Below are 25,256 nucleotides of genomic sequence, written 5' to 3'. Positions count from 1 at the left end.
ACGGGCACGCCTTTCGCTTGCCCATGGTTACTGGCGCGCACATCGCGCCCTAACGGAGGTAACCATGAAGCATATCCGCACCAGCCAACTCCTCGCTGCCCTCGCCGTGGCAGCGGCCGCCATTCCCGCCATGGCGCAGACACCGGGTACGCCGCGCGGCTCTTACGACCCGTATTCGCAGGGCGCGCGCAGCACTGACAAGTTCGACCCTTACACGCAGGGCGCCAACGCGCCCACGCGTACTGATCTTGCCCCGACGGCACCGGCCACCGCGCCGGAAGCGCAACCGTCGACCATGCCGGCGCAGCCTGGCATGCCTGGCACTACCACGCAGCGCACGCCGGACCCGTATACGGAAGGCGCCCGCTGGGAAAGCCCTGACCTGGGCCGCCGCATCGGCAAGCCCAGCCAGTTCCTCGACGGGGCCTGAGGACCGCGCTTTACAGACCCTGATCGAGACCGGCCATGCGAATGCAACCGGACTTACCGTCCCTTGTAAATCCTGCCCACGCACGTGAGCCCGGCGACACCCGGGACGTGGCCGCGGCGCCGGCGGCGCTGCACTGTCCGCCGACGCGCGCGGCGGGCCTGGCCCAGATGACGGTGGTCAGCTACAACATCCACCGTGCCGTCGGCACCGACCGCCGCTATCGACCGGACCGGATCGCCGCGGTGCTGGCAGAACTCGACGCCGATATCGTTGCGCTGCAGGAGGTGGAATCGGGCAGCAGCAACGACCATACGCTGGAATACCTGGCCGGGCATACCGGCATGCACGTGGTGTCGGGCTTTACGCGGGTGCGCGGCAGCGTCGATTACGGCAATGCGCTGCTGACGCGCTTCGCCCCCGAGGCGGTGAACCAGATCGACCTGACCGTCAAGGGCTGCGAGCCGCGCGGCGCCATCGACGCGACCGTGGCCTGCACCGCCTCGGGCTGCGCCAATCCGCTGCGCGTGATTGCCACGCACCTGGGCCTGCGCCCCGGCGAGCGCCGCCACCAGGTGCAGCAGCTGTTGAACTACGTCGCCACCGCGCCCCCGTTGCCGACCATCCTGCTAGGCGACGTCAACGAATGGTTCTTGTGGGGCCGGCCGCTGCGCTGGCTGCATGCCTATTTCGAGCACACCCCGCACACGGCGACGTTTCCATCGCGGCTGCCGCTGTTTGCGCTGGACCGGATCTGGGTGTCGCCGCGCGCGCACCTGGTGTCGGTGGCCAGCCACCGCTCGCCGCTGGCGCGCGTGGCATCGGATCACCTGCCGCTGGTGGCCTGTTTCGAGCTGCCGGAGGGCGGATGGGACGAGCGGCGTACCAGCGCGCGTGCGAAGGAGGATTTCAATGAAACACCGTGACAACGATTACCTGCGCAGGCGGCCCGATCACCAGTACGGCAGCAACGAGCAAGGCTACAGCGGCATTCCCGCGCAGGCGCGCAACCGCAGGCAACGCAACCTGACCGCGGGACGCTATGGCAATACCGCGGAGCGCCTGCCGCGCGATGAAACCCGCCCGTTCGAAGCCGATGAAAGCTGGTACGGCGTGGTGGAGTCATGGCGCTGGGGGCCCGGGCCGGAACCCTGGGACGAAGCCCGCTACGAGGATGAATGGTCGCGGCGGCGCCGCGCGCCGTATGGCGAAGAGCGCTGGGCGGCGGGCCGGGGCGACTGGTACGGCGGGCCTGCGGGCCCGCGCTACCGAGGCCCGCGCAGTTCCGGCGGCTATGGTGCGCAAGACTGGGACGAACCGGCGTACCGGCGCAGCGGCCCGAAGAATTATCGCCGCGGCGACGACCGTATCCACGACGAAGTCTGCGACCGGCTCGCGCATGCGCAGGAACTCGACGTCAGCGAAGTGACGGTGCGGGTGCAGGACGGCCTGGTCACGCTGGAAGGACACGTCGGCGATCGCCGCAGCAAGTACGACATCGAGGACATTGCCGAGCGCGTGTTCGGCGTGCAGGACGTCATCAACCATATCCACGTACGGCCCTACGGCATCCTGGCGTCCGAATGACCCATGACGGCTCCGCGCGCAACCGTGCCCGGAGCCGCCTTTCCCGCTCTGATTGCCCTGGTTCAACCCGGCCGTGGCGCCCGCGGCGGGTTCTCTTCACGCTCGTCGGTGCGGTCGGCCTTGTCGACCGGCACTTCGGCGGGCAGGTCTTCGGCCGCGTGCACTACCTCGTCGGCAATCTCTTCCTCAGGGGTTTCCTCTTCTTCCGGCCGGTGCGCGTCTTCGTCGCGCTGCTCGATCTCGTTTTCGATATCGTTGGTTTCCTGCTCGAGGTCAGGGTCGAGCGTGCTGGGGATATTGCCGGCGTCGGCACGCGCCGCGCCGGTGGCGGTGTTCTCGCGCGAACGGCGCCGGCCTGACGCGGCCTGCGCGCCTTCGCGCCGGCCCGCTGGCTGGCTGCCCACGCGATCGGGGCGGATGCCGGCATGCCGGGTCGGGCCGGTACGTACGGTCTTGCTCATCATGCCTCCTGAACGATCAGTAGTTCTCGACCGGCGGCTCGCTTTCCTCCGGCTTGCCACCGGGGCGCTTGACCGAGGGCGGCTCGCCGTTCTCGTCGGGGATGTCGTGCTCGCGCTCGACATCGTGGCGCCGGTCGCGTCCCGGCTTGCCGCGCTCGTGCTCGGTGTCCGGGCCGCCCTTGTGCGGGTCGCGGGGCTCGCTGCGGCGGCGGGTAGTGTCGTGGTCGGGCTGGCGATGGGTGCTCATCACGTCTCCATCAAGGGTGGCATGGCGCTGCCGGTCGAACGACGGGTCAGTCGGTGCCGGCGCGCAGTTCATCCGATACCGCGCTGACGCCGCGCACGGAACGCGCCAGTTCCATGGCCATCGTACGCTGTTTGTCGTCGCGCACGGTGCCTTCCAGCTTGACCACGCCGTCCGTGGTCGAAACCCGGATCTTGCCGGGATCCAGCGTGCGCGCATTGGCCAGGCGCGCCTGGACCTCGGCGGTGATGGCGCGGTCGCTGGCGGCCGCGGTGTCGCGCGGCGCGGCGGTGCGGCCGGTGGAAGAGGGCGCCGCGGGCGCGTCGGTGGCGGCCGCCGCGGCCGGCAGCGGGGCAGCCATGGCCATCACGGCCAGCGGCAGCGCCAGGCCGGCGATGCGTGAGCGTGAGCGTGCGGTCATAGGGGCCTCCTGTCCATGCTGGCGGACCTGCGGTTCGGCCCGCACCTGCCATCTTGCCTGCAAGCTCCGTTCCCGCCAGCGCGCGCGCCCGGGCCCTGGGGCCGGCGGGCACGCGCTGCGCAGCGCCGCCGGCTGTGCGCCACGCGGCGCTGCTGACAGCGTGGCGCGGTGCCGTATGCGCCGTAGTTTTTACAGGCGCTGCAGAAACTGCACGGCGCGCGTGGCGGGGCCGGCGCAGTGCGCTGGCGGCCGCGCGCAAGGCTTCGGCGCGGCGCCTGGCGTGCCGCTTGCGTTCCGTCCTGTGCTGGCGTGCGGTCCTGTCTATAGTGAAGGAAATGCTGGCAATAACTGGCGTGCGGCAGGTGCCGGCGAGCACCCGCAACGCCGGCCTTCCCGCCGCGGCGCAGCTTGCCGCCGTGTGCTGCCGGGCCCGACAGCGGGGGAGCGTATCAGCCGTTGCGAGGAAGCTATGAACCTAGCCAGCATTCTGTCCACCGTGGTCCTGGCCTCGTCGGTATCGGTGTCGTCGGCACCGGTCGAGCGCCAGCTGCTTGCGATCACGCCTTCGGACTTCGCCCAGCGTTTCAACACCGTCGCGCAGGACACCGGTTCCGGCCTGGCGCTGCCCAGCTTCAAGGTCAAGCCGGGATGGCACCGGGCCGCGCCCAGTTCCGGGGTTTCGGTGCTGGTGCGCGCCAGCCGCGCCGGCTACAACATCGATGAAGTGGTGGTGGTGTGCCGCGAGGTCGAACGCTGCTTCCTGACCATCTGCACCGCCGCGCTTGCCATCGACGACAGCGTCAACCCGATGCTGCTGCAGCGCTTTATCGTCGCACGCATCGCCACCGAACTGGGCGAGGTCGGCCTGGTGATGTCGGGGCTCGCGTACATCGTGGTCACGCCCAAGGAAGACGACTACGTGGCCGTGGTGATCCGGCCCTACCAGCCGCAGGAACGCAGCGCCTCGCCGACACAGGCGTCGCGCGGGCCCTTCGCGCCGGTCGTATTGCGCTCGACGGCGCCGCCGCACTCCTGACCCGCAGCGTCACGGTTCGCGCAGCAGCAGCGCGACCGGCAGGCCGCCCAGCACTTCGCGCAGCCGCAGCCGCCCCATGGGGGCGTCAATGACGTGGCCGGTCAGGGCATCGGTCCAGCGGCTGCGCTGCGGCGCGCCGACGTTGAGCGTGGTATCCCCCCACGCCGCTTGCGGAATGCGCGGCATGGCGGGGTCGACGCGCGCGGCGGCCAGGCGGGTCACCACGGTGATGGCCTGGCGCCCGCCGGCGCTGCGCGCGAACGCGAGCACCTGCGGCACCAGCGCCCCCTGCGCGGCCAGCATGCTGTACTGGCCGTCGGCGAACAGCGCCGGATGCGCGCGGCGCACCGCCAGCACCTGTCGCACCAGCTGCTGCTTGATGCGGCCGTCGCGCCAGTGCGCCAGCCAGTGGGCCCAGCCCGCGCTGCAGCTCAGCCGGGCCTGCAGCGCGGCATAGTCCGGCTGGCGCCGGTTGTCGGGATCGACCAGGCTCAGGTCCCAGTCTTCGCAGCCCTGGTAGCGGTCAGGGATGCCGGGCGCGGTCAGCTGCACCAGCACCTGCGCCAGGCTGTTGGCCGCGCCGGCCGCGGCAATGCGCTGGGCGAACCTGCCGATCTGCGCCAGCACGCCGCCATCCCCGCCCACGGCAAGGCCGCGCAGGAAGGCCTCGCACGCGGCTTCGTAGTCAAGGTCGGGGCAGGTCCAGTTGCCATGGCGCTTGGCTTCGCGGATGGCCTTGCGTTGCCACGCGCCAACGCGATCGAGCAAGGGCGCGGCGGCGCCGGCATCGTCGCCCAGGTGCAGGTCCTCCATCGGCCAGGCGCCCACCAGGGTCTGGTACAGCATCAGCCGGTCGCCGGCGTCGGGCGCTTGCGGCAAGGTGGCGCGCAGCGATGCCGAGGTGGCTTCCCACGCGGCCACCGCATCGGCCCAGGCATCCGGCACCTCGCTCAGCACCGCCAGGCGCATGCGCGCGTCTTCGCCGCGCTTGTGGTCGTGCGTGGCCGTGGCCAGCATGGCGTAGGGGCAGGCCAGGCGCCGCGCCGCCATGCGGGCGTGGAACTGCGCCGGCGGCATCGCCAGCCGGGCCGGATCGCTGCCGACTTCATTGCGCGACAGCAGCCGGCCGTAGCGGTAGAACGCGGTGTCCTCGCCGGCCTTGGCCGCCAGCGCGGGCATCAGCTGCTGCAGCCGGCGGCGCAGCGCGCCGGTCTCGCTGTCGGCCGGCGCGGCGGTGCGCAGGCAGCCGCCGATAAAGGCCAGCGCCACCGCTTCGTCGGGCGCCAGGCCGGCGCGCGCGGCCTGCATGGCCTGCTCGAGCATGGCGTCATCGGCAAGCGCCGCGGCGGCATCGCGTGCGTCGGGGCGCGCATCGAAGTAGCTGCGATACACCGGCACCGCCGCCATCAGCGCGGCCAGCGCGCGCCGCAGCGCCGCGCGGGTCAGGTCGCGCGTGCCGGGCTCGCGCTCGGCGCAGTCGCGCAGGCACGCGGCGGCGCCTTCGAATTCCGTCACCAGGTGCCGCTCCAGCACCTGGTGCCGCGCGGCCTCGACATGCGCGGCAAAGGCGCGCGCATCGCCGCCGACCGTCGCCCACAGCGCATCCAGCGCGGGCTCGCCGCTGCCGTCATGCAGCACCGCGGCCACTTCATCCATGAAGTCATAGCCGGTGGTGCCATGCACCTGCCAGTCCGGCGCCAGGCGCTCGCGCGGGCCCAGGATCTTTTCGACCACCAGCCACGGGCGCTCCAGCCGCAGCGTGGGCGGTCGCGCTGCGGCATGGCGGTCCAGTTCGGCGCGCAGCCGGCGGCAGTAGCCGGCGGGGTCGGCCAGGCCGTCGACATGGTCGACGCGCACGCCGTCGATCCAGCCTTCACGCAGCAGGCGCAGCACCAGGGCATGCACTGCATCGAACACCCGCTCGTCTTCCTCGCGCACGCCGACCAGGTCGCTGATCTCGAAGAAGCGGCGCCAGTTCTGCGCGGCGGCCGCGGTGCGCCACCACGCCAGCCGGTAGTGCTGGCGTTCCAGCAAGGCATGGAGCCGGCCGCGGCCATCGGCGTGCGTGGCGTCGTACCAGGCCGGGCCGTCGCGCTCGGCTTCGGCGTCGATGCTGCCCGGCGCCAGCGGCAGCGTGTGGTCGAAATAGCGCAGGTGCGCGGGAACGCCGTTGCAGGCCGGGACCCAGCGCAGTTCGCCGGCGACCACGGTGTCCCAGTACGACTGGCCCAGGACCGGCAGCAGCACCTTGCCGTGCAGCGCCGCGTCGCGCGGGGTCCAGTCGATGTCGAAGGTCGCCGCGTGCGGGCTGCCGCGCCCATGCGCCAGCACGTCGCGCCACCAGGCGTTGTGGGTGGGATCGGCCGCCATATGGTTGGGCACGATGTCGACGATCAGGCCAAGGCCGGCGTCACGGGCGCGCGCGGCCAGCGCTTTCAGTCCCGGCTCGCCGCCAAGTTCGGCGCGCACGGCGGTGAAGTCGGTGACGTCATAGCCATGGGTGGAGCCCGGCCGCGCGCCGCAGATCGGCGAAAGGTAAAGGTGGCTGACCCCCAGCGCGGCGTAGTAGCCGACCACGGCGGCGGCATCGGCAAAGGTGAAGCCCGGGTGCAGCTGCAGCCGGGCCGTCGCGCGCGGCAGGGCTTGCGGCGCGCCGTCAGTCATCATCGCGCGCGTGCCGCGGCGGGCTCGCACACGGTGGCCACGCAGCAGCGCTGCGGCAGCAGCCCAGCCGACAGGGCCGCGGCGGCGCCGGCGCAGCTCTCATGCAGCGCGCTGCTGCGGTCATTGCACGGACGCGTGCATGGCACGGCTTCGCTGCCCAGGTTCAGCCACAGGCTCAGTTCCATGCCGTCCATCAGCCGCCAGCGCGCGCACAGCGCCGCCGGCCCCAGCACATCGACGCCGGCGCTCTGGCAGCCGGGCAGGCGGTGCAGCAGTTCGCGGCGCCGCACGGCGAGCAGCTCGCGGTAGTACGGGGTCCAGTCGCCGTCATCGTCGAAGCGCGGGCGCGACGCTTCGAACGTGGCCGGGTCGTTGGGATCGGGAATGGACGCCGCGCGAGCGTCATCGCGGAACGCGGCGGTGGCGGCGAATTCGCGCCGGCGTCCGTCGCGCACGGCGCGGGCCAGCTCGGGCGGATGGCTGGTGAAATACAGGAACGGCTGCGCGGCGCCGGTCTCCTCGCCCATGAACACCAGCGGCACCTGCGGGCTCAGCAACTGCAAGGCGATCGCCGCGCGCAGCGCGTCGCGGTCGGCCAGCTGCACCAGCCGCTCGCCGAAGGCGCGGTTGCCGGTCTGGTCGTGGTTCTGCAGGAAGCAGACAAAGGCCGTGGGCGGCAGGTGCGCGCTGGGCTGGCCGCGCCGCACGCCGTCCGCCACCGCGGGCGCGGCGGCCGAGCGGAACGCCGACCGTTCTCCCTGGTAGGCAAAGCCTTCGCCCAGCACGCGCGCAAGGTGGCGCAGCGCGGGCAGGCCGCGGCCGGCGGGCGCGCTGTCGCCCTCACTGTCATTGCCGGTATCGAGCGCCGCGGTGTAGTCGCGGTAATAGCCATCGTCTTCGCCGGTCAGCAGCACGTGCAGCGCGTGATGGGCGTCGTCGTTCCACTGCGCGTCGTAGCCCGCGGCCAGCAGCGTGGCGTCGTTGTGGTCGTTCTCCAGCACCAGGTGCAGATGGCGATGGGCGCGATCGCCGTTGGCGAGCGCGGTGCGCAGTTCGCCCGGCAGCGCCGCCAGCCAGCCTTCGTCCTCGATGGCATGCACCGCGTCCAGCCGCAGGCCGTCGAAGCGGAACTGCTCGAGCCAGTAGCGCGCGTTCTCGGTAAAGAAGCGCCGCACTTGCGGCCGGCGGAAATCGATGGCCGGTCCCCATGGCGTCTGGCGGTCCGCGCGGAAGAAGGCGCTGGCATAGCGGTGCAGGTAGTTGCCTTCGGGGCCGAAGTGGTTGTAGACCACGTCCAGCAGCACCATCATGCCCAGCTGGTGGGCGTGGTCGACCAGTGCGCGCAGTTCGTCCGGCGTGCCATAGCCGGACTCCGGCGCGAACGGCAGCACGCCGTCATAGCCCCAGTTGCGCGCGCCGGGAAATTCCGCGACCGGCATCAGCTCGACCGCGGTGAAGCCCAGCGCGGCCAGCCGCGGCAATTGCCGCGCCGCGCCCGCATAGCCGCCGCACAGGCCGACGTGCAGTTCATAGACGATGGCCTCGTGCCAGGGGCGGCCGCGCCAGTCCGGACAGGTCCAGGCAAAGGCTGCGGCGGGATCGCGGGCCGGCACGATGCTGGGGCCGTGAACGTCGTCGGCCTGCCAGCGCGAGGCCGGGTCCGGCACGGTGGTGCCGTCGTCGAGCCGGAACCAGTAGCGCGCCCCCTCGCAGCCGGGCACGATGGCCTCGAACCAGCCGTTGGGCGTGCACGCCATGGCCACCGGCCCCAGCCCGGCGACTTCCACGCGCACCGCCTGCCCCTGCTCGGCCGCGTCGGGCGCCCACAGGCGGAAGCGTACGCGCCCGTCCGGCAACCAGGCCGGGCCGAACAGGTAATCCTGCGCGGCTTCGTCGTTGGAGCAGGGGGCCGATGCCGACGGCGCGGCAAAGCTGTCGAACGGGGCCAGCCGCGGCATGGCGGAGCGGGAGCCGGGAGCGAGGAGAAAGGGGTCGGGGTTCAAGTTCGGCTCCTGCCTGCAGCGGGAATTGGGTCCTTGCGCAATGCGAACTCCATGCCAGCAGAACGACGCATTGGCGGCGGCGCCGGCGAGCCCGCAGCGCGCCGCGACGCGGGCTTAGTTACCTGTGGCATTGTAGAAACTACCCTGCGCTTTGCGCCCATGCCGTCGGCGCACAACCGTTGCGCGCCTCAGGCGGCGCGCGGCCCGCTGACGCCGGCCTCCACCTGCCCCGGCGCGCCGCTGGCGCGGTGCAGCAGCCGCACCGGCACCGGCGCGACGTGCCAGATCCGCTCGCAATATTCGCGGATGGCGCGGTCCGAGGAAAAACGCCCGGAGCGCGCGCACGACAGCACCGACATGCGCTGCCAGCGCGCCTGGTCGGCAAACGCGGCCGAGACCTGCTGCTGGCAATCGATATAAGAGGCGAAGTCCGCCATCAGCAGGTAGGGGTCGTGCCCGCGCTGCGGCTCGAACAGCGGCCGGAACAGCCCGGGCTCGCCGCGCGAGAAGAAGCCCTGCTGGACCAGGTCGATCACGGCGCGCAGTTGCGGATTGCTGTGGTAATACGCCGCCGGGTCGTAGCCGCTGTCGCGCAGCGCGTAGACCTCGGGCGCGGTCAGGCCGAAGGGGAAGAAGTTGTCGTGGCCCACCGCTTCGCGCAGTTCGATGTTGGCGCCGTCCATGGTGCCGATATTCAGCGCGCCATTCATCGCGAACTTCATGTTGCCGGTGCCGGAGGCCTCCTTGCCGGCCAGCGAGATCTGCTCGGCCAGGTCCGCCGCCGGGTAGATGCGCTGGCCGTAGGTGACGTTGAAGTTGGGCAGGAACACCACCTTCAGCCGGTCGCGCACCTGCGGGTCGCGGTTGACCACGTCGGCCACCGAGGTGATAAAGCGGATCATCAGCTTGGCATAAGCGTAGCCGGGCGCCGCCTTGCCGCCGAACAGGAAGGTGCGCGGCTGCACCTGCGCGCCGGGGTCGGACTTGATGCGGTGGTACAGCGCAATCACATGCAGCACCGCCAGGTGCTGGCGCTTGTATTCGTGGATGCGCTTGACCATCACGTCGAACATCGACGACGGGTCGATCACCACGCCGGTGGTGTCGCGCACCAGTTGCGCCAGGTCGGCCTTGTTGGCCAGCCGCGCAGCCTGCCACGCATCGCGGAAGCCGGCGTCGTCGGCATACGGCTCGAGCGCGCGCAACCGCTCCAGGTCCGAGATCCAGCCATCGCCGATCGCGTCCGAGACCAGCCGCGTCAGCCGCGGGTTGGACAGCGCCAGCCAGCGCCGCGGCGTCACGCCGTTGGTGATGCTGGTGAACTTCTCGGGCCACATCTCGTAGAAGTCCTTGAGCACGTCCTCGCGCATCAGGCGCGAGTGCAGCTCGGCCACGCCATTGATGGCATGGCTGCCCACGCACGCCAGGTTGGCCATGCGCACATGGCGCTGGCCATGCTCGTCGATCAGCGACAGCCGCGCCAGCCGCGATTCGTCGCCGTAGAAGCGGATCCGCACCTCGTCCAGGAAGCGCGCGTTGATTTCCAGGATGATTTCCAGGTGGCGCGGCAGCACCCGGCCGAACAGCGGCAGCGGCCACTGCTCCAGCGCCTCGGGCAGCAGCGTGTGGTTGGTATAGGCGAAGGCGTTCTGCGTGATCTGCCAGGCCTCGTTCCAGGGCAAGTCATGCTCGTCGACCAGCAGCCGCATCAGTTCGGCGATGCCGACGGCGGGGTGGGTGTCGTTGAGCTGCACCGCGAACTTCTCATGGAAGCGCGTGACCGGGATGCCGTCGACCGCGAGCAGCCGCAGCATGTCCTGCAGCGAGCAGGCGACAAAGAAATACTGCTGCTCCAGCCGCAGTTCCTTGCCCTGCGTGGTTTCGTCGTTGGGGTAGAGCACCTTGGTCAGGTTCTCGGAGGTGACCTTCTTGCTGACCGCGCCCAGGTAGTCGCCGCGGTTGAAGGTATGGAAGTCGAACGCCTCAGTCGCGTCCGCGCGCCACAGCCGCAGCGTGTTCACGGTATTGACGCGGTAGCCCAGGATCGGCGAATCGAACGGCACGCCGACCACGGTCTTGGCCGGCACCCAGCGCACGCGGTAGTGGCCGCGGTCGTCGGTGTAGTGCTCGGTATGCCCGCCCAGGCGCACCTGCACCGCCCATTCGGAGCGCTGGATCTCCCACGGGTTGCCGTTGCGCAGCCAGGTATCGGTCTTCTCCACCTGCATGCCGTCCATGATGATCTGCTGGAAGATGCCGTACTCGTAGCGGATGCCATAGCCGAGCGCAGGGATCTCCAGCGTCGCCAGCGAATCCATGAAGCACGCCGCCAGCCGGCCCAGGCCGCCGTTGCCCAGGCCGGGCTCGACCTCCTGGTCCAGGATGCGGTCGAGGTCCAGCCCGGCCGCATCCATGGCCTCGTTCACTTCGTCGAAGATGCCCAGGTTGATCAGGTTGTTGCCCAGGTGCGGGCCCATCAGGAATTCGGCGGAAAGATAGGCCACGGTGCGCGACGGCTGGCCCAGGTAGGCTTCGGCGGTGCTGATCCAGCGCTGCACCAGCCGGTCGCGCACGGTATGCGCGGCGGCCTGGTAGAGGTCGTTCTGGCTGGCGTGCCCGGGCAGCTTGCCCTGGGTGTGGAACACGTGGTCGAGAAAGGCCTGGCGCAGGCTGGCGCCGGACAGGGCGGTGCGGGTGTCATCGGCATGCTCGGGCCGGATGGCTTCGTTCATGGCGGGGCTCCTGCGCTTGGGGGTGGGTCAAGCTTAGTGGATCGGACGAGAGTTGCAGGCGCGATTCGCGCGTCGGTTCCGGACACGGCACATTGGCGGCGCGCGGGCGTCATGCGCGCCCGGCCGGATGGCGTGCGCCGTGGCGGCCGCGGCGCCACGCGTCGGCACGCGCGCGCAGCGCCGGCGTGTCGAACCACGCACGCACGTCGGCATCGAGGCGGCGCTGCCAGTTGGGGTGGACGCTGGTGGTGCCGGGCAGGTTGGGCTGCTCGACCTCGCCCAGCAGGTCTTCCACCGGCAGCAGGCGCAGGGCGGTGGGCGCGGTGCCCACCCAGGCGAGCACGGCGTCAAGCGGCGCATGGTCCGGTGCAGGCACCGCGCCGCGGCACAGCCCGGCGTCGCACAGCGCCTGCCATAGCGCCACGCGCTCGCGCGCGCGCCCGGCCTGCGCCTGCGCGAGGGTTTCGCCGGGCGCCAGCAGTTGCAGCCGGTCGCGCCACGCCAGGTCCTGGCCTGCCCACCAGCCGGCGACGGTGGGCAGGTCATGCGTGGTGGTGGTGGCGACGGCGTCCGCGGGCCAGGCCTGCGGCGGCAGGAAGGCCGCTGCATCCGCTTCGTGGCCGGATACGTCGCCGGCATCTGCCGGTGCCTCCTGCCGCGCAGGCGCTTCGCGCTGGAACCACAGCACGTCGATGCCTAGCACGCCGCGCGCCGACAGTGCCGCATTCAGCTCCGGCGGCACCGTGCCGAGGTTCTCGCCGATGATGATGGCGCGATGCCGCCACGACTCCAGCGCCACCAGCCGCAGCAGGTCCTCCAGCGGATAGCGCAGGTAGGCGCCGTCGCTGGCGGGCGCGCCGGCCGGCACCAGCCACATGCGCGCCAGGCCCAGCACGTGGTCGATGCGCAGTCCGCCGGCGTGGCACAGGTTGGCGCGCAGCATTTCGAGGAACGCCGCGTAGCCGTGCCGGCGCAGCCCGCGCGGCGAGAACACCGCCACGCCCCAGTCCTGGCCGAGCGGGTTGTACAGGTCGGGCGGCGCGCCGGCATGGAAGCCGGCCAGCGTTTCGGGCTGGCGCGTCCAGGCCTGGCTGCCGCCGGGGTCGGCGCCGACCGCGAGGTCGCGGATCAGGCCGACCGCCATGCCGGCGTTCCGCGCCGTGCGCTGCGCCCGCGCCAGGCCATCGTCAGCCAGCCATTGCAGGAAGGCATGGAAGGCCACGTCGTCCGCGTGCGCCTGTGCGAAGGCGGCTACCGCGGCATCCGCGGGCGAGCGCAGCGTGACCGGCCAGCAGCGCCAGTCCGGCGCGGCATGGTGGTTGGTGCCGTTGGCGCTGTCGCAAAGCCGTTGGGCCTGGATCGCCTCATAGCAGGCATGCGCATGCAGCGCCGTGCCGCCGCGCGCGCGAAAGGCGGCGCAGTGGTCCAGCGCCGCGCGCGGCAGCAGCGTTTCGCGGCGCTGCCACAGCCAGCGCAGCATGGCGTAGCGCAGCGGCGCCAGCGCGATCCAGTCGATCTCGCGGCGGGCGTCCAGGGCCCGCAGCGTGTCGCCCGCGCCCAGGCCGGCGATGGCGGCATCGACTGCCGCCTGGCCGAACACCGCGGCGGGGTCGGCATAGAGCGGGTTCAGGAACAGCCGGCTGGAAGGCGCATAGGGGCTGTAGCGCTCGGGCAGCGCGGCGAAGGGTGCGTGCAGCGGGTTGATCGCGATGGCGTCGGCGCCCGCGCGCGCGGCGCCGGTGCAGGTGTCGGCCAGCGCGGTCAGGTCGCCCATGCCGCAGGGCGCGCCGCGCCGCAGGCTGTAGAGCTGCACCGCCAGGCCCCACGGCGGCGTGCGCGCAGCGCCGGCCTCGGCGCCGCGGCCGGCATGCCGCAGCGCATCGGCTACGCCGTAGCAGCGCCGCGGCGCTACCGCCAGCGTGGTATGGCCATCGCCCAGGTCCAGCCGGTGGTAGCCGCAGACATCGACGGCGGGCAACTGCATCAGCCCGGGATCGGCACCGGCGCCGCGCACCGCGGTACCGGTGATGATCGCGCCGTCTTCCAGCGTCAGCCGGTAGGCGCGCTGCGGCAGGGTATGCGGCCACGGCACCGCCACCGGCTGGCCGCGCTCCGCGGTGACCAGCGGCGGCAGCGCATGGGCCGCGTCGTCGGCGGCCAGCCACGCGTGCGAGGCGGCACACTGGCCGGGGGTGGCGCAGGGCAGGCCCAGCCCGTCCAGCACGCGCCGCAGCGCCGCGTCGCTGACGGTGCGGGGCTGGTCCCAGGCATCGGTCCAGTGCGGCTGCAGGCCCGCGCGCAGCGCCAGGGCCTGCAGCGGCGAGGGCGCGTCATTGCGGCTCATGCCTGGTCCCCGGGCGCGGTGGGGGCCTGCGCCGACAGCAGCACCAGCGAATGCGCGGCAACCGCCTGGGCCTCCTGCACGGGCACGCCAGCCAGCTCGGCGTCGCTGGCATCGGGCCGGCTGCTGTCGAACAGCAGGGTCCAGGACAACGCGGGCTCGGGCAGCTGGAAGGCGGCATCGCTGTCGCCGGCGTTGAGCAGCAGCAGCGTGACCTGCACCGCGCGCGCGTCCTCCGGCGCGGTGTCCGCCAGCGAGCCCAGCGTCGGGCGCTCCGGCTGCGGCGGAGTGGCCGCGCGGCGCAGCGCGATGGTGCGGATTTCCGGGTCGGCCCATTCTTCCGGCGTGGGCGGCTTGCCGTCGGTATCGAACCAGGCGATGTCGGCAATTCCCGGGGCCAGTTCTTCGCGCCCGTGGGCAAAGCGGTCGCCGCTCAGCGCATAGAGCCGGCGGCGCAGCGCCAGCAGCCGGCGCACCATGCGCTGCAGCGGCTGCGCGGCGGGCGTCTGCGCCTGGGTCCAGTCCAGCCACGACAGCTCGTTGTCCTGGCAATAGGCGTTGTTGTTGCCGTGCTGGCTGCGTCCCCATTCGTCGCCGGCGGTCAGCATCGGCGTGCCTTGCGCCAGCAGCAGCGTGGCCATCAGCGCCTGCGCCACGCGGTTGCGGCGCAGCATGATCTCGGGGTCGTCGGTGGGGCCTTCGACGCTGCCGTCCGGGCTCCAGTTTGCGCTGGCGTTGTCGTCGGTGCCGTCGCGGTTGTCTTCGCCGTTGGCTTCGTTGTGCTTGCTGCTGTAGCTGACCAGGTCGGCCAGCGTGAAGCCGTCGTGCGCGGTGATGAAGTTGATGCTGGCCCACGGGCGCCGGTGGCGGCGGTCGAACAGGTCGGCCGACGCCGCCAGCCGTGCCGCCATCTCGCCGCGGTGGCCGGCGTCGCCGCGCCAGAAGCGGCGGCTGACATCGCGGAACTTGTCGTTCCATTCGGCAAAGCCGGGCGGGTGGTTGCCCAGCTGGTAGCCGCCGGGGCCCAGGTCCCAGGGCTCGGAGATCAGCTTGACGCGGCTCAGCACCGGGTCCTGCATCAGTGCATCGAAGAACCCGGAGCCGGCGTCGAAGCCGTTGCCTTCGCGCCCCAGCGTGCTGCCCAGGTCGAAGCGGAAGCCGTCGACGTGGTAGCACTGCACCCAGTAGCGCAGCGAATCCATCACCATCTGCAGCACGCGCGGATGCGACAAGTTGAGCGTGTTGCCGCAGCCGGTATCGTTGATGTAGTGGCGCTCGTCGCCGGGCATCAGCCGGTAGTAGCTGGCGTTGTCGAGTCCGCGCCACGACACCGTCGGCCCCAGCTCGTTGCCTTCGCAGGTGTGGTTGTAGACCACGTCCAGGATCACTTCGATGCCGGCGGCGTGCAGCCGCCGCATCGCCACCTTGCACTCCTGCAGCTGCCCGGTGCCGAGGTAGGCCGGCTCGGGGGCGAAGTACGACAGCGTGTTGTAGCCCCAGTAGTTGCGCAGGCCGCGCTCCAGCAGGAAGCGGTCCTGCAGGATGGCATGCACCGGCAGCAGCTCGACGGTGGTGACGCCCAGCTGCACCAGGTGGTCGACAAAGCGCGGGTCGCACAGCGCGGCAAAGGTGCCGCGCAAGTTGGGCAGCAGGTCGTCGCGCAGCATCGACAGGCCGCGCAGGTGGGCCTCGTAGATGATGGTGGAGGGCCAGGGCACGGCCGGCGGGCGGTCGTCGCCCCAGTGGAAGCTCTCGTCGACCACCACCGCCTTGGGCATGGTGGGGGCGCTGTCGCGGCGGTCCGGCGTGAGATCGGCGCGCGCGCTTTGCAGGCGGTAGCCGAACAGCGCGTCGGACCAGCGCACCGGTCCGCTCAGCTGGCGCGCGTACGGGTCCAGCAGCAGCTTGTGCGGGTTGAAGCGGTGCCCATGGGCGGGGTCGTAGGGGCCATGCGCGCGATAGCCATACAGCGTGCCCAGCGCCGCGTTGGGCAGGTAGCCATGCCAGATCTCGTCGGTGCACTCCGGCAGCGGCAGCCGGGCCAGTTCCTTGCGGCCGTTGTCGGAGAACAGGCACAGGTCGATGCGCGAGGCGTTGGCCGAGAACACCGCGAAATTGACCCCCAGCCCGTCCCAGTGGGCGCCCAGCGGAAACGGCTTGCCGGGCAGCAGCCGGTCAGCGAACTGGCGCGTCATGTCGCGGCGCCTTCGGTGCCGCCACCGTGGTCGAAGCGCAGCACCAGCGTGGCCAGCGGCGGCAGCGTCAGCGTCAGCGATGCCGGCTGCGCGTGCGAAGGCACCTCGACCGCCGCCACCGCGCCGCCGTTGCCGACGTTGCTGCCGCCGTACACGGCGGCATCGGTATTCAGGCATTCGCGCCAGGCGCCGGCATAAGGCACGCCGACGCGGTAGCCGTAGCGCGGCACCGGCGTCATGTTGGCCACCGCCAGCACCACCTCGCGGCTGTCCGGCCCGGCGCGGCGCAGCCACGCGAACACGCTGTTGTGGTTGTCGTCGCCGACCACCCACTGGAAGCCGTCCGGGCTGTGGTCGCACGCATGCAGCGCGGGCAGCTCGCGGTAGAGCCGGTTCAGGTCGCGCACCAGCGTATGCATGCCGCGGTGCATGGGCTGGTCGAGCAGCGGCCAGTCCAGCTCGGCGTCGTGGTTCCATTCCTGCCACTGCGCCAGCTCGCCGCCCATGAACAGCAGCTTCTTGCCCGGATGCGCCCACATGAAGCCGTAGTACGCGCGCAGGCCGGCAAAGCGCTGCCAGTCGTCGCCGGGGACCTTGCCGATCATCGAGCCCTTGCCGTGCACCACCTCGTCGTGCGACAGCGGCAGCACGAAGGCCTCGGACCACGCGTAGACCAGGCCGAAGGTCATGTTCTGGTGGTGCCAGGCGCGGTGGACCGGCTCATGCGCCAGGTAACGCAGGGTGTCGTGCATCCAGCCCATATTCCATTTGAAGTCGAAGCCCAGCCCGCCGCTGGCGACGCTGGCGGTCACGCCGGGCCACGCGGTGGACTCTTCGGCGATGGTGAGCGCCCCCGGGCAGCGTTCGTGCACCACCGCGTTGAGTTCGCGCAGGAAGTCCACCGCCTCGAGGTTCTCGCGGCCGCCGAAGCGGTTCGGCACCCACTGGCCCGGCTCGCGGCTGTAGTCGCGGTACAGCATCGAGGCGACGGCGTCGACGCGCAGGCCGTCGGCGTGGAAGTGCTCGAGCCAGTGCAGCGCGCCGGCCAGCAGGAAGCCGCGCACTTCGTTGCGGCCGAGGTTGTAGATCAGCGTGTTCCAGTCCTGGTGGAAGCCCTCGCGCGGGTCCTTGTGCTCGTACAGCGCGGTGCCGTCGAACTGCGCCAGCCCGTGCGGATCGGTGGGGAAGTGCGCCGGCACCCAGTCCAGGATCACGCCGAGGCCGGCCTGGTGGCAGCGGTCGATGAACGCGGCGAAGGCCTGCGGCGGTCCCAGCCGCGCGGTGGGCGCATACAGCGACAGCGGCTGGTAGCCCCACGAGCCGCCGAACGGGTGCTCGGTGATGGGCAGCAGTTCGATATGGGTGAAGCCGAGTTCCTGCACGTACGGGATCATCCGCTCGGCCAGCACGTCCCAGCCATGCTGTGTGTCGTTGGCCGCGCGCAGCCACGACAGCACGTGCACCTCGTAGACCGACATCGGCGTGGTGTACGGGTCTAGCTGCTGGCGGCGCGCCATCCAGTCGGCATCGTGCCAGGTGAATGGCGGCGCGCCCTGGCCGGGACCGGCCACCACCGAGGCGGTGGCGGGCGGCGGCTCGGTGGCCAGCGCGAGCGGATCGGCCTTGTCGGGCAGCTCGGTGCCGTGCGGGTCGAGCAGGTCGTACTTGTAGCGGCTGCCCGGCTGCGCGCCGAGCGCGGCGGGGACGAACAGCTCCCAGATACCGCTGGGATGGCGCAGCCGCATCGGATGCCGCGCCGGATGCCAGCCGTTGAAGTCGGCAATCACCGAGACCCGCCGCGCATTGGGCGCCCACACCGCGAAGCGCACGCCGTCGATGCCGTCGACGCGCTGGCACTGCGCGCCCAGGCAGGCGCCCAGCTCGAAGTGCCGTCCCTCGGCGATCAGGTGCAGGTCCAGTTCGCCCAGCAGCAGGCCGAAGGCGTAGGGGTCCGCGCTGCACTGCTCGGTGCCGTCGGACCATTGCACGCGCAGGCGATAGGCCGCGGCGCCGGTGCCGGCCGGGCGCGGCAGCCGGGCGGCGAACACGCCGCCGCCATGCAGCCGCTCCATCTGCGCCAGCGGCGCGCCATCCGCATCGGCCAGCTGCACCGACGCCGCCCCGGGCAGGCAGGCGCGCACCAGCGTGGCATCGCCATCGGGGTGCGGTCCCAGCACGCCGAACGGGTCGGGGTGGCGGCCGCCCAGCAGGGCATCGAGCTCATGGCCGGGCAGCTGGCCTGGCGGCTTGTCGGCGTGCGTGGTGCCGGTGCTGCCAGCGGGGCTCATGCCGGTGCTCCGGTCGGCGCCAGCTTGCGCAGCAGGCGTGCCAGCCCGCTGGCCGGCAGGTCGATCCACGTGACGCGGTTGGCGGCTTCGTATTCGACTTCATACGCCGCGCGTTCCAGCAGGAACAGGTCGAGCAGCGGCTGCAGCTGGTCTGGCGCGACCCATGGCACCGGGGCGGCTTCCATGTGCTGGCGGTAGCAGTTCAGGAAGGCATCGTTGGCGGTGCTGCGAAAGCGCTCCAGCAGCACCGCGCGCCGTTCGGCCAGCTGCGGCGGCAGTTCGCTGTGGGTGCGTTCGCTGCGGTCGGTGCCGACCGTGGCCGCGGCATAGTCGAGCGAGCGCAGCAGTCCCGCCACGTCGCGCAGCGGCGAGGTCTTGCGCCGGCGCCAGTCCAGCGGCAGGCCGGGCTCGCCTTCGAAGTCGACCAGGTAGGTGTCGTTCTGCGCGATCAGCACCTGGCCCAGGTGGAAGTCGCCGTGGATGCGGGTCTGCAGGCTGCCCGGCGCCGCGGCGGCGAGTTGTTCGACCAGCGCGGGCAGCGCAGTGCGCGCGGCCATCAGAGTTTGCACATCGGCCTCGAAGGCCGGACCGGCCGGCTCGGCGCCGGGCCGCGATTGCAGCCGGCTGATGGCGCGCTGCAGCGCCTCCATGGCCTGCCCGGCCCAGGCACGCGCATCGTCCTCGCTGGCCGGCACTGGCGCGAAGGCGTCGTCTTCGGTGGGGCGTGCCAGCACCGCGTGCAGTTCGGCCAGCCGGCGCCCCAGCGTGCCAGCCAGCGCGGCGTAGCCGTTCATGGCCTCGGCGAACTCGTCCTCGCTCTCCTGCGACGGCAGCGCGTCGTCGATGGCGCGGCCCAGGTAGTCCAGGGTCCAGTCCCAGCCGTTGCCCTGGTTCAGGATATAGCCCTGCAGCAGCATCATGGTATGCGGCACGCCGTCGGGCCCGGTGCGCACCACCTCGCCCAGCAGCGCGGCGGCGTGCGCATAGCCCTGCGCGGTCAGGTAGCGCGTCATCTCGGCTTCCGGGTGGATCCCGCCCGAGAGCCGGCGCACCAGCTTGAGCACGGCGGTGTTGTTGTACGACAGCGAGCTGTTGGACTGCTCGGCCGACATGTACTCGATCGGGTCGCGCTCCAGTTCCAGCGCGGCCAGCCCGGGTTCGGCGCGGAAGTGGATCACGTCGTGCCCGGCATGCATCTGCAAGTCGTTGCGCAAGGCGCGCACCACCTCGCGCGCGAACGGTTCGATCACGAAGCCGTCGGTGGCCAGCCCCACGCGGCTGCCCTGGCGCACGCGCGCCATCGACAGACCGTGCGCCAGCTGCGAGACCCCGTCGGCGCTTTCGCGGTCCCACAGGATGCCCACCGGCAGCTGGTAGCGCTCGGTGCGCCCGGGCAGCGCTACCTCGACCTCGCCCAGGTAGATGTCCTCGCCGCTGCCGCCGCGAGTGAACGGCAGCAGGTAGGCCAGCGCGACGCGCTCGATGCGCTCGTGCTTGGCGCCGAACCAGCGGCGCCGGCCGATGTAGTGGGGCAGCACTTCGCTGGCCATCAGCCGGCGCGAGGCCTCGGTCAGTTCGGGCCGGCCGGTGTTCTGCATCACAAGGGTGATCTGGTCTGGCATTTGTTCGGGCGCCTCCACGTGCCACGACGGCGGCTGCGCCTCGTCGCTCAGCACGAACCAGTAAAAGCCGTAGGGCGGCAGCGTCAGCAGGTAGGTCAGCGTGCCGATGGCGGGGAACGGCGTGGCGCCCATCATCTCCACCGGCACGCGGCCGTTGAAGGCGGACAGGTCCAGCTCCACCGCCTGCGGCGCGCGCGACAGGTTGGCCACGCACAGGATGTGCTCGCCCTCGAACTCGCGCAGGTACGCCAGGATCTTGCGGTTGCCGGGAAAGAGAAAACGCAGCGTGCCGCGGCCGAAGGCGCGGTGCTTGCGGCGCAGCGCGAGCATGCGCCGCATCCAGTTCAGCAGCGAATGCGGGTCGCGCGCCTGGGCCTCGACATTGACTGCCTCGTAGCCATAGAGCGGGCCCTGCAGCGGCGGCAGCACCAGGCGCTCGGGATCGGCATGCGAGAAGCCGCCGTTGCGGTCGGGCGACCACTGCATTGGCGTGCGCACGCCGTCGCGGTCGCCCAGGTGGATGTTGTCGCCCATGCCGATCTCGTCGCCGTAGTAGATCACCGGCGTGCCCGGCATCGAGAACAGCAGGCTGTTCATCAGCTCGATGCGGCGGCGGTCGCGTTCCATCAGCGGCGCCAGCCGGCGGCGGATGCCCAGGTTGATGCGCGCGCGCCGGTCGGTGGCGTAGACCTCCCACAGGTAGTCGCGCTCGCTGCTGGTCACCATCTCCAGCGTCAGTTCGTCATGGTTGCGCAGGAAGATCGCCCACTGGCAGTTGGGCGGCACCTCAGGGGTCTGGCGCATGATGTCGGTGATCGGGAAGCGGTCTTCGCGGGCGATGGCCATGTACATGCGCGGCATCAGCGGGAAGTGGAACGCCATGTGGCATTCGTCGCCTTCGGGGTCGGGGCCGGTCAGGCCGAAGTACTGCTGCGCGTCTTCCGGCCACATATTGGCCTCGGCCAGCAGCATGCGGCCGGGGAAATGCTGGTCCAGGTGCGAACGGATGCTGCGGATCACGGCATGCGTCTCCGGCAGGTTCTCGTTGCTGGTGCCCTCGCGCTCGACCAGGTAGGGCACGGCGTCCAGGCGCAGGCCGTCGACGCCCATGTCCAGCCAGAAGCGCATCACCGACAGCACCTCGTTGAGCACCTGCGGGTTGTCGAAGTTCAGGTCCGGCTGGTGCGAGTAGAAGCGGTGCCAGAAATACGCGCCCGCCACCGGGTCCCAGCTCCAGTTGGATTTCTCGGTATCGCAGAAAATGATGCGCGTGCCGGCGTAGGCCTGGTCATGGTCGGACCACACGTAGTAGCGGCGCGCCGCGGAGCCGGGCTTGGCCTTGCGCGCGCGCTGGAACCAAGGGTGCTGGTCCGAGGTGTGGTTGATCACCAGCTCGGTGATCACACGCAGGCCGCGCGCGTGCGCCGCGGCGATAAAGCGCCGCGCATCGGCCAGCGTGCCGTAGTCGGGGTGGACGTTGCGGTAGTCGGCGATGTCATAGCCGTCGTCGCGGCGCGGTGACGGATAGAACGGCAGCAGCCAGACCGTGTCGACGCCCAGGTTGACCAGGTAGTCGAGCTTGCCGAGCAGCCCGGTGAAGTCGCCCACGCCATCGCCGTTGGCGTCGAAGAAGGACTTGATGTGCAGCTGGTAGATGACCGCATCCTTGTACCAGAGCGGATCGGCGTTGAGCAGGGCGGCGCTGGCGGTTTCGGTAAGGCGTTTCATCCGTGTCTCCACGTATGCCGGTCAGGCGCCGTGCGGGTCGGTCGAAACCGGCACGGCAGGCGGGCGCGGGGCGGGACGTTCCAGCGGCTGCACGTGCCAGACCGCGAACGGCAGCTGCGCCGGGTCGAGCCGGATGCGCTGGTGCTTGCCGCGCAGCTCGAAGCGCTGGCCGCGCATCAGGTCCTGCACCGCGATGCCGGCCTGGTCGGGCAGGCCCCATTCCCACAGCGGGATTTCGATATCGGCATCGTGCGCGGTGCGCGGATCCAGGTTGACCGCCGCCAGCAGCACGTCGTCGCCGAACAGGTAATCGGTGCCCGGCACGAAGCGCGCGAACCACAGCACCGCGTCGCTGCCGGCATGGTAGAAGCGCAGCCCCAGGTGGTTCTGCAGCGCGGGGTGGCCGGCGCGGATCTCGTTGAGCCGCGAGATCTCGGCGACGATATTGCCCGGCTGCTGCCAGTCGCGCACGCGCAGCTGGTATTTCTCGGAATCCAGGTATTCCTCGCGCACCTTGCCGTCGAGCACGAAGGGCGCGCTCTCGCACAACTCGAAGCCGCTGTACATGCCCCACAGCCCGGACAGCAGCGTTGCCAGCGCCGCGCGGATCAGGAATGCGGGGCGGCCGCCGTGATGCAGGAAGTAGGGGTTGATGTCCGGCGTGTTGACGAAGAAGTGCGGGCGGAAGAAGTCGCGCAGCGGGCCCTGCGTCAGCTCGGTCAGGTACTCGGTCAGCTCCCACTTGGTGTTGCGCCAGGTGAAGTAGGTGTACGACTGGCTGAAGCCCAGCTTGGCCAGCCGCGCCATCATCTTCGGCCGGGTGAAGGCCTCGGCCAGGAAGATGGTGTCGGGGTGGCGCGCGCGCACGTCGGCGATCATCCATTCCCAGAACGGCAGCGGCTTGGTGTGCGGGTTGTCGACGCGGAAGATGCGGATGCCGTGGTCGGCCCAGAACATCACCACGTCGCGCAGCGCCTGCCACAGCGCGGCACCGGCCGGCGGCGCGGCATAGAAGTCGACGTTGACGATGTCCTCGTACTTCTTCGGCGGGTTCTCGGCGTAGCGCAGCGAGCCGTCGGGCCGGTGCGCGAACCACTCCGGGTGGTCCTTCAGCCACGGATGGTCGGGCGAGCACTGGATCGCGAAGTCCAGCGCCAGCTCCAGCCCGTGCGCCGCGGCGGCGTCGATCAGCCGGCTGAAATCCTCGAGCGTGCCCAGCTCCGGATGCAGCGCATCGTGGCCGCCTTCGGTGCCGCCGATGGCATAGGGGCTGCCGGGGTCGCCCGGCTCGCTGCGCAGGCTGTTGTTGCGGCCCTTGCGATGGGTGCGCCCGATCGGGTGGATCGGCGGGAAGTACAGCACGTCGAAGCCCATCGCGCGGATCGCGGGCAGGCGCGCGATAACGTCGTCGAAGGTGCCATGGCGCTGCGCGTCGTTGCTCTGCGAGCGCGGAAAGAGTTCATACCAGCTGGCAAAGCGCGCGGCCAGCCGGTCGGCCTCGACCGGCATCGCCACCGGATGGCGCGACGCGAACGGGCGACCGGCGGGGGTCTGCATCACCGCGTGCATGGCCGCGGCGGTGCGCTCGGACAGCAGCAGTTGCAGGCGCCGTTCGTCATCGCCGGCGGCGGCGGTCAGCTCGTCGACGATGGCGGACAGTTCGCTGTCGGCGGCGGTGTTCTGGCTGTCCTTCTTGCCGGACTTCCTGCCGTTGCCCGCTTTGCCGTTGCCGGGTTTGCCATTGCCGCCGGGCCGCAGCAGCGCATCGGCCACCAGCCGCGCGCCTTCCTCGGTCTCGAGCGAGACATCGAGCCCCGCCGCGCGCTTCTTGCCGATCTCGTCGAGCCAGCTGGCGAAGGTGTCGCGCCAGGCCTCGACCGTGAATTCATGCCGGCCCAGCGCCACGAGCGGGAAGCTGCCTTGCCAGCGGTCATTGCCGCCTTGCTGCATCGGCGTTTCGCGCCAGTCGGTCTCGCCCGGCGCGCGCCACAGCACCGCGGCGGCAAGCTTGTCGTGGCCATCCATCCAGATATCGGCGCTGACGACGACGCGTTCGCCGACCACGCGGCGCACCGCGAAGCGGCCGGCGTCGCAGGCGGGTTCGACCCGTTCGATGGCGATGCGCGGCGCCTCCATGGCGGCCACCACGCTGCCCAGGCCGGTCGCCGCGAGGGTCTCGTGGCCATGCGGCGCGGTCGCGTCGGCACGCGGCATGCCGGGCCGGGTCAGCGGCACCGGCGGCACTTCGTACAGGCGGATATCCGCCGGCGCCAGCGTGATGCTGGACAGCGCGTCGAGCCGGCTGGTGCCGTCGAGCGTGCCGCCCGGGCCGCCCGCTGCCGGTTCCAGGCGGGCGCTGGCATGCGGCATGGCGCTGAGCACCCGGTCGGCGCCGAGGCTGGCCGGTTCCATCGGATCGGGATTGAGCACCACCGCCAGCGCCGGGCCGCCGTCGGGCACGGCCGGGTCATCGCGGCGCGGCGCGGCATCGGTCCCGTTGCAATGGCCGTCGGGGGCGGGCAGGCGCGCCAGAACGGTCAGCGGCGCGTCGGGGCCGCTCAGCAGGCGCACCGCCAGCGCGGGCGCCGGGTCGCGCGCGGCCAGCCAGGTATTGGCCTCGAGCACTTCATGCGTGATGTCGTAGGGCACGCCGTCAGGTGCGTGGCCGTCCGGCGCCAGCGGGTCGCGCGCCTGTGTGCCGCCGGTTTCGAATCCGGCCGGCACCAGGATGCCGTCGCCGATTGCCGCGGCCGTCCACAGGGCACGCCGCGCGCTGAGCGCGTCGTGGCGCGCGGGCGCCAGTGCCGGCGCAGCGAGCACGCGGCCAAGGCGGCGCAGCCGCGCCATTTCCTCGGTCAGCCAGGCGCTGCGGTAGTCCCACCACGGCAGCGAGCAGAAGGCGCCGTCGAAGCCGGCGGGCACCAGTTCTTCCACCTGCGCCGGCGTGAGCCCCGGGGTCCAGGCCAGGAAGCGCGGCGTGCCGCGCGCCTGTTGCGGCACCGCATCGCCGCGCAAGGTGGCCAGCAGCGCGGTCCAGCACCTGCCGGGCACGCGCGCCGGCGCGCGGCAGCAGAAGCCGGCCGCGCCGGCGGCCCACGCCATGCGCAGCCGCGCCGCCCACCATTGCACCAGCGCTTCGGCGATATGCCGGTCATGCCAGCGCAGGCGGGTGCCGGGGATGTGGTTGTCGGTCTCGTGCGGCGCGAACGCGGGTGCCGCGGTATCGATCCAGGCGGCATCGGGAAGGTCGTCGGTCCCGGCGGCGCCATCCGCCATATAGCGGTCCAGCGAAATATCGAGCAGCGGGGCCAGGCCGTGCCTGGCGCACGCCGCGAGCGTGTCGTCCTCAGGCAGGTGCGGCCAGCCGCCGATCAATACGTGGTCGAACCCCAGCGCCGCCACGCGCTGCAGCGCGTGCTGATCGGCTTCGGGCGTTCCGGTCAGGTCGATCTGGCAGATCCGCACATGTCCTCCCGGTGTTTCGCTCCGGCGGAGCAACAAAAATCC

Annotated in this window: 15 protein-coding genes; 4 read left to right on the top strand and 11 right to left on the bottom strand. The window is 71.3% G+C overall.

Annotated features, from left to right (window positions below; all coding sequences use genetic code 11):
* The first annotated feature begins 64 nt into the window (after positions 1–64).
* The 3 genes from CBM2594_RS21460 to CBM2594_RS21450 are packed head-to-tail and all read left to right on the top strand — an operon-like array spanning position 65 to position 2,014.
* Positions 65–430: an endonuclease gene (locus tag CBM2594_RS21460; protein ID WP_116358786.1), complete on the top strand. Its 366-nt coding sequence runs from the start codon at positions 65–67 to the stop codon at positions 428–430.
* A gap of 35 nt (positions 431–465) precedes the next feature.
* On the top strand, positions 466–1,353 hold the full coding sequence (locus CBM2594_RS21455) for an endonuclease/exonuclease/phosphatase family protein (RefSeq protein ID WP_116358785.1): 888 nt from the start codon (positions 466–468) through the stop codon (positions 1,351–1,353).
* A complete protein-coding gene (locus tag CBM2594_RS21450) occupies positions 1,340–2,014 on the top strand; it encodes a BON domain-containing protein (RefSeq protein ID WP_116358784.1) in 675 nt (224 codons plus the stop codon). Before CBM2594_RS21455 ends, CBM2594_RS21450 begins: the two co-directional genes overlap by 14 nt.
* A gap of 62 nt (positions 2,015–2,076) precedes the next feature.
* Here CBM2594_RS21450 and CBM2594_RS21445 read toward each other — a convergent pair whose 3' ends face one another.
* Genes CBM2594_RS21445 through CBM2594_RS21435 form a run of 3 tightly spaced genes read right to left on the bottom strand, consistent with a single transcriptional unit; the run spans position 2,077 to position 3,140 of the window.
* On the bottom strand, positions 2,077–2,475 hold the full coding sequence (locus CBM2594_RS21445) for a hypothetical protein (protein ID WP_116358783.1): 399 nt from the start codon (positions 2,473–2,475) through the stop codon (positions 2,077–2,079).
* Positions 2,476–2,491: 16 nt separating this feature from the next.
* Positions 2,492–2,722: a hypothetical protein gene (locus CBM2594_RS21440; RefSeq protein ID WP_092315677.1), complete on the bottom strand. Its 231-nt coding sequence runs from the start codon at positions 2,720–2,722 to the stop codon at positions 2,492–2,494.
* A gap of 46 nt (positions 2,723–2,768) precedes the next feature.
* Complete coding sequence (locus CBM2594_RS21435) at positions 2,769–3,140, bottom strand: BON domain-containing protein (protein ID WP_116358782.1); 372 nt, start codon at positions 3,138–3,140, stop codon at positions 2,769–2,771.
* Positions 3,141–3,609: 469 nt separating this feature from the next.
* On the opposite strand from CBM2594_RS21435, the gene CBM2594_RS21430 reads away from it, so the two are divergent.
* A complete protein-coding gene (locus tag CBM2594_RS21430) occupies positions 3,610–4,176 on the top strand; it encodes a malto-oligosyltrehalose synthase (protein WP_116358781.1) in 567 nt (188 codons plus the stop codon).
* Positions 4,177–4,185: 9 nt separating this feature from the next.
* Here CBM2594_RS21430 and treY read toward each other — a convergent pair whose 3' ends face one another.
* The 8 genes from treY to CBM2594_RS21390 form a co-directional block, all read right to left on the bottom strand.
* Positions 4,186–6,843 (bottom strand): malto-oligosyltrehalose synthase, encoded by a 2,658-nt coding sequence (gene treY / locus CBM2594_RS21425; RefSeq protein ID WP_116358780.1) that lies wholly within the window; start codon positions 6,841–6,843, stop codon positions 4,186–4,188.
* Positions 6,840–8,843 carry a malto-oligosyltrehalose trehalohydrolase gene (locus tag CBM2594_RS21420; protein ID WP_116358779.1) on the bottom strand — a complete coding sequence of 668 codons (2,004 nt, stop codon included), beginning with the start codon at positions 8,841–8,843 and terminating at the stop codon, positions 6,840–6,842. Before CBM2594_RS21420 ends, treY begins: the two co-directional genes overlap by 4 nt.
* Before the next feature lie 188 nt (positions 8,844–9,031).
* A complete protein-coding gene (locus CBM2594_RS21415; protein ID WP_116358778.1) occupies positions 9,032–11,575 on the bottom strand; it encodes a glycogen/starch/alpha-glucan phosphorylase in 2,544 nt (847 codons plus the stop codon).
* 109 nt (positions 11,576–11,684) lie between these two features.
* The gene (gene malQ / locus CBM2594_RS21410) at positions 11,685–13,919 is read right to left on the bottom strand and encodes a 4-alpha-glucanotransferase (RefSeq protein ID WP_116358777.1); all 2,235 of its coding nucleotides are present in this window, start codon (positions 13,917–13,919) and stop codon (positions 11,685–11,687) included.
* Positions 13,916–16,111, bottom strand: coding sequence for a glycogen debranching protein GlgX (glgX, locus tag CBM2594_RS21405; protein ID WP_116358776.1), 2,196 nt, complete (start codon positions 16,109–16,111; stop codon positions 13,916–13,918). Before glgX ends, malQ begins: the two co-directional genes overlap by 4 nt.
* Entirely contained in the window at positions 16,108–18,399 is a 2,292-nt protein-coding gene (gene glgB, locus CBM2594_RS21400; RefSeq protein WP_116358775.1) for a 1,4-alpha-glucan branching protein GlgB, read from the bottom strand. The genes glgX and glgB overlap by 4 nt, the downstream gene beginning before the upstream one ends.
* Positions 18,396–21,749 (bottom strand): maltose alpha-D-glucosyltransferase, encoded by a 3,354-nt coding sequence (gene treS / locus CBM2594_RS21395; RefSeq protein WP_116358774.1) that lies wholly within the window; start codon positions 21,747–21,749, stop codon positions 18,396–18,398. Before treS ends, glgB begins: the two co-directional genes overlap by 4 nt.
* A 21-nt stretch (positions 21,750–21,770) precedes the next feature.
* A complete protein-coding gene (locus tag CBM2594_RS21390; protein ID WP_116358773.1) occupies positions 21,771–25,214 on the bottom strand; it encodes an alpha-1,4-glucan--maltose-1-phosphate maltosyltransferase in 3,444 nt (1,147 codons plus the stop codon).
* Positions 25,215–25,256: the final 42 nt, after the last annotated feature.

The organism is Cupriavidus taiwanensis, assembly GCF_900249755.1.
GTDB classification, from domain to species: domain Bacteria; phylum Pseudomonadota; class Gammaproteobacteria; order Burkholderiales; family Burkholderiaceae; genus Cupriavidus; species Cupriavidus taiwanensis_D.
This window is presented reverse-complemented; position numbering and strand designations above follow the sequence as displayed.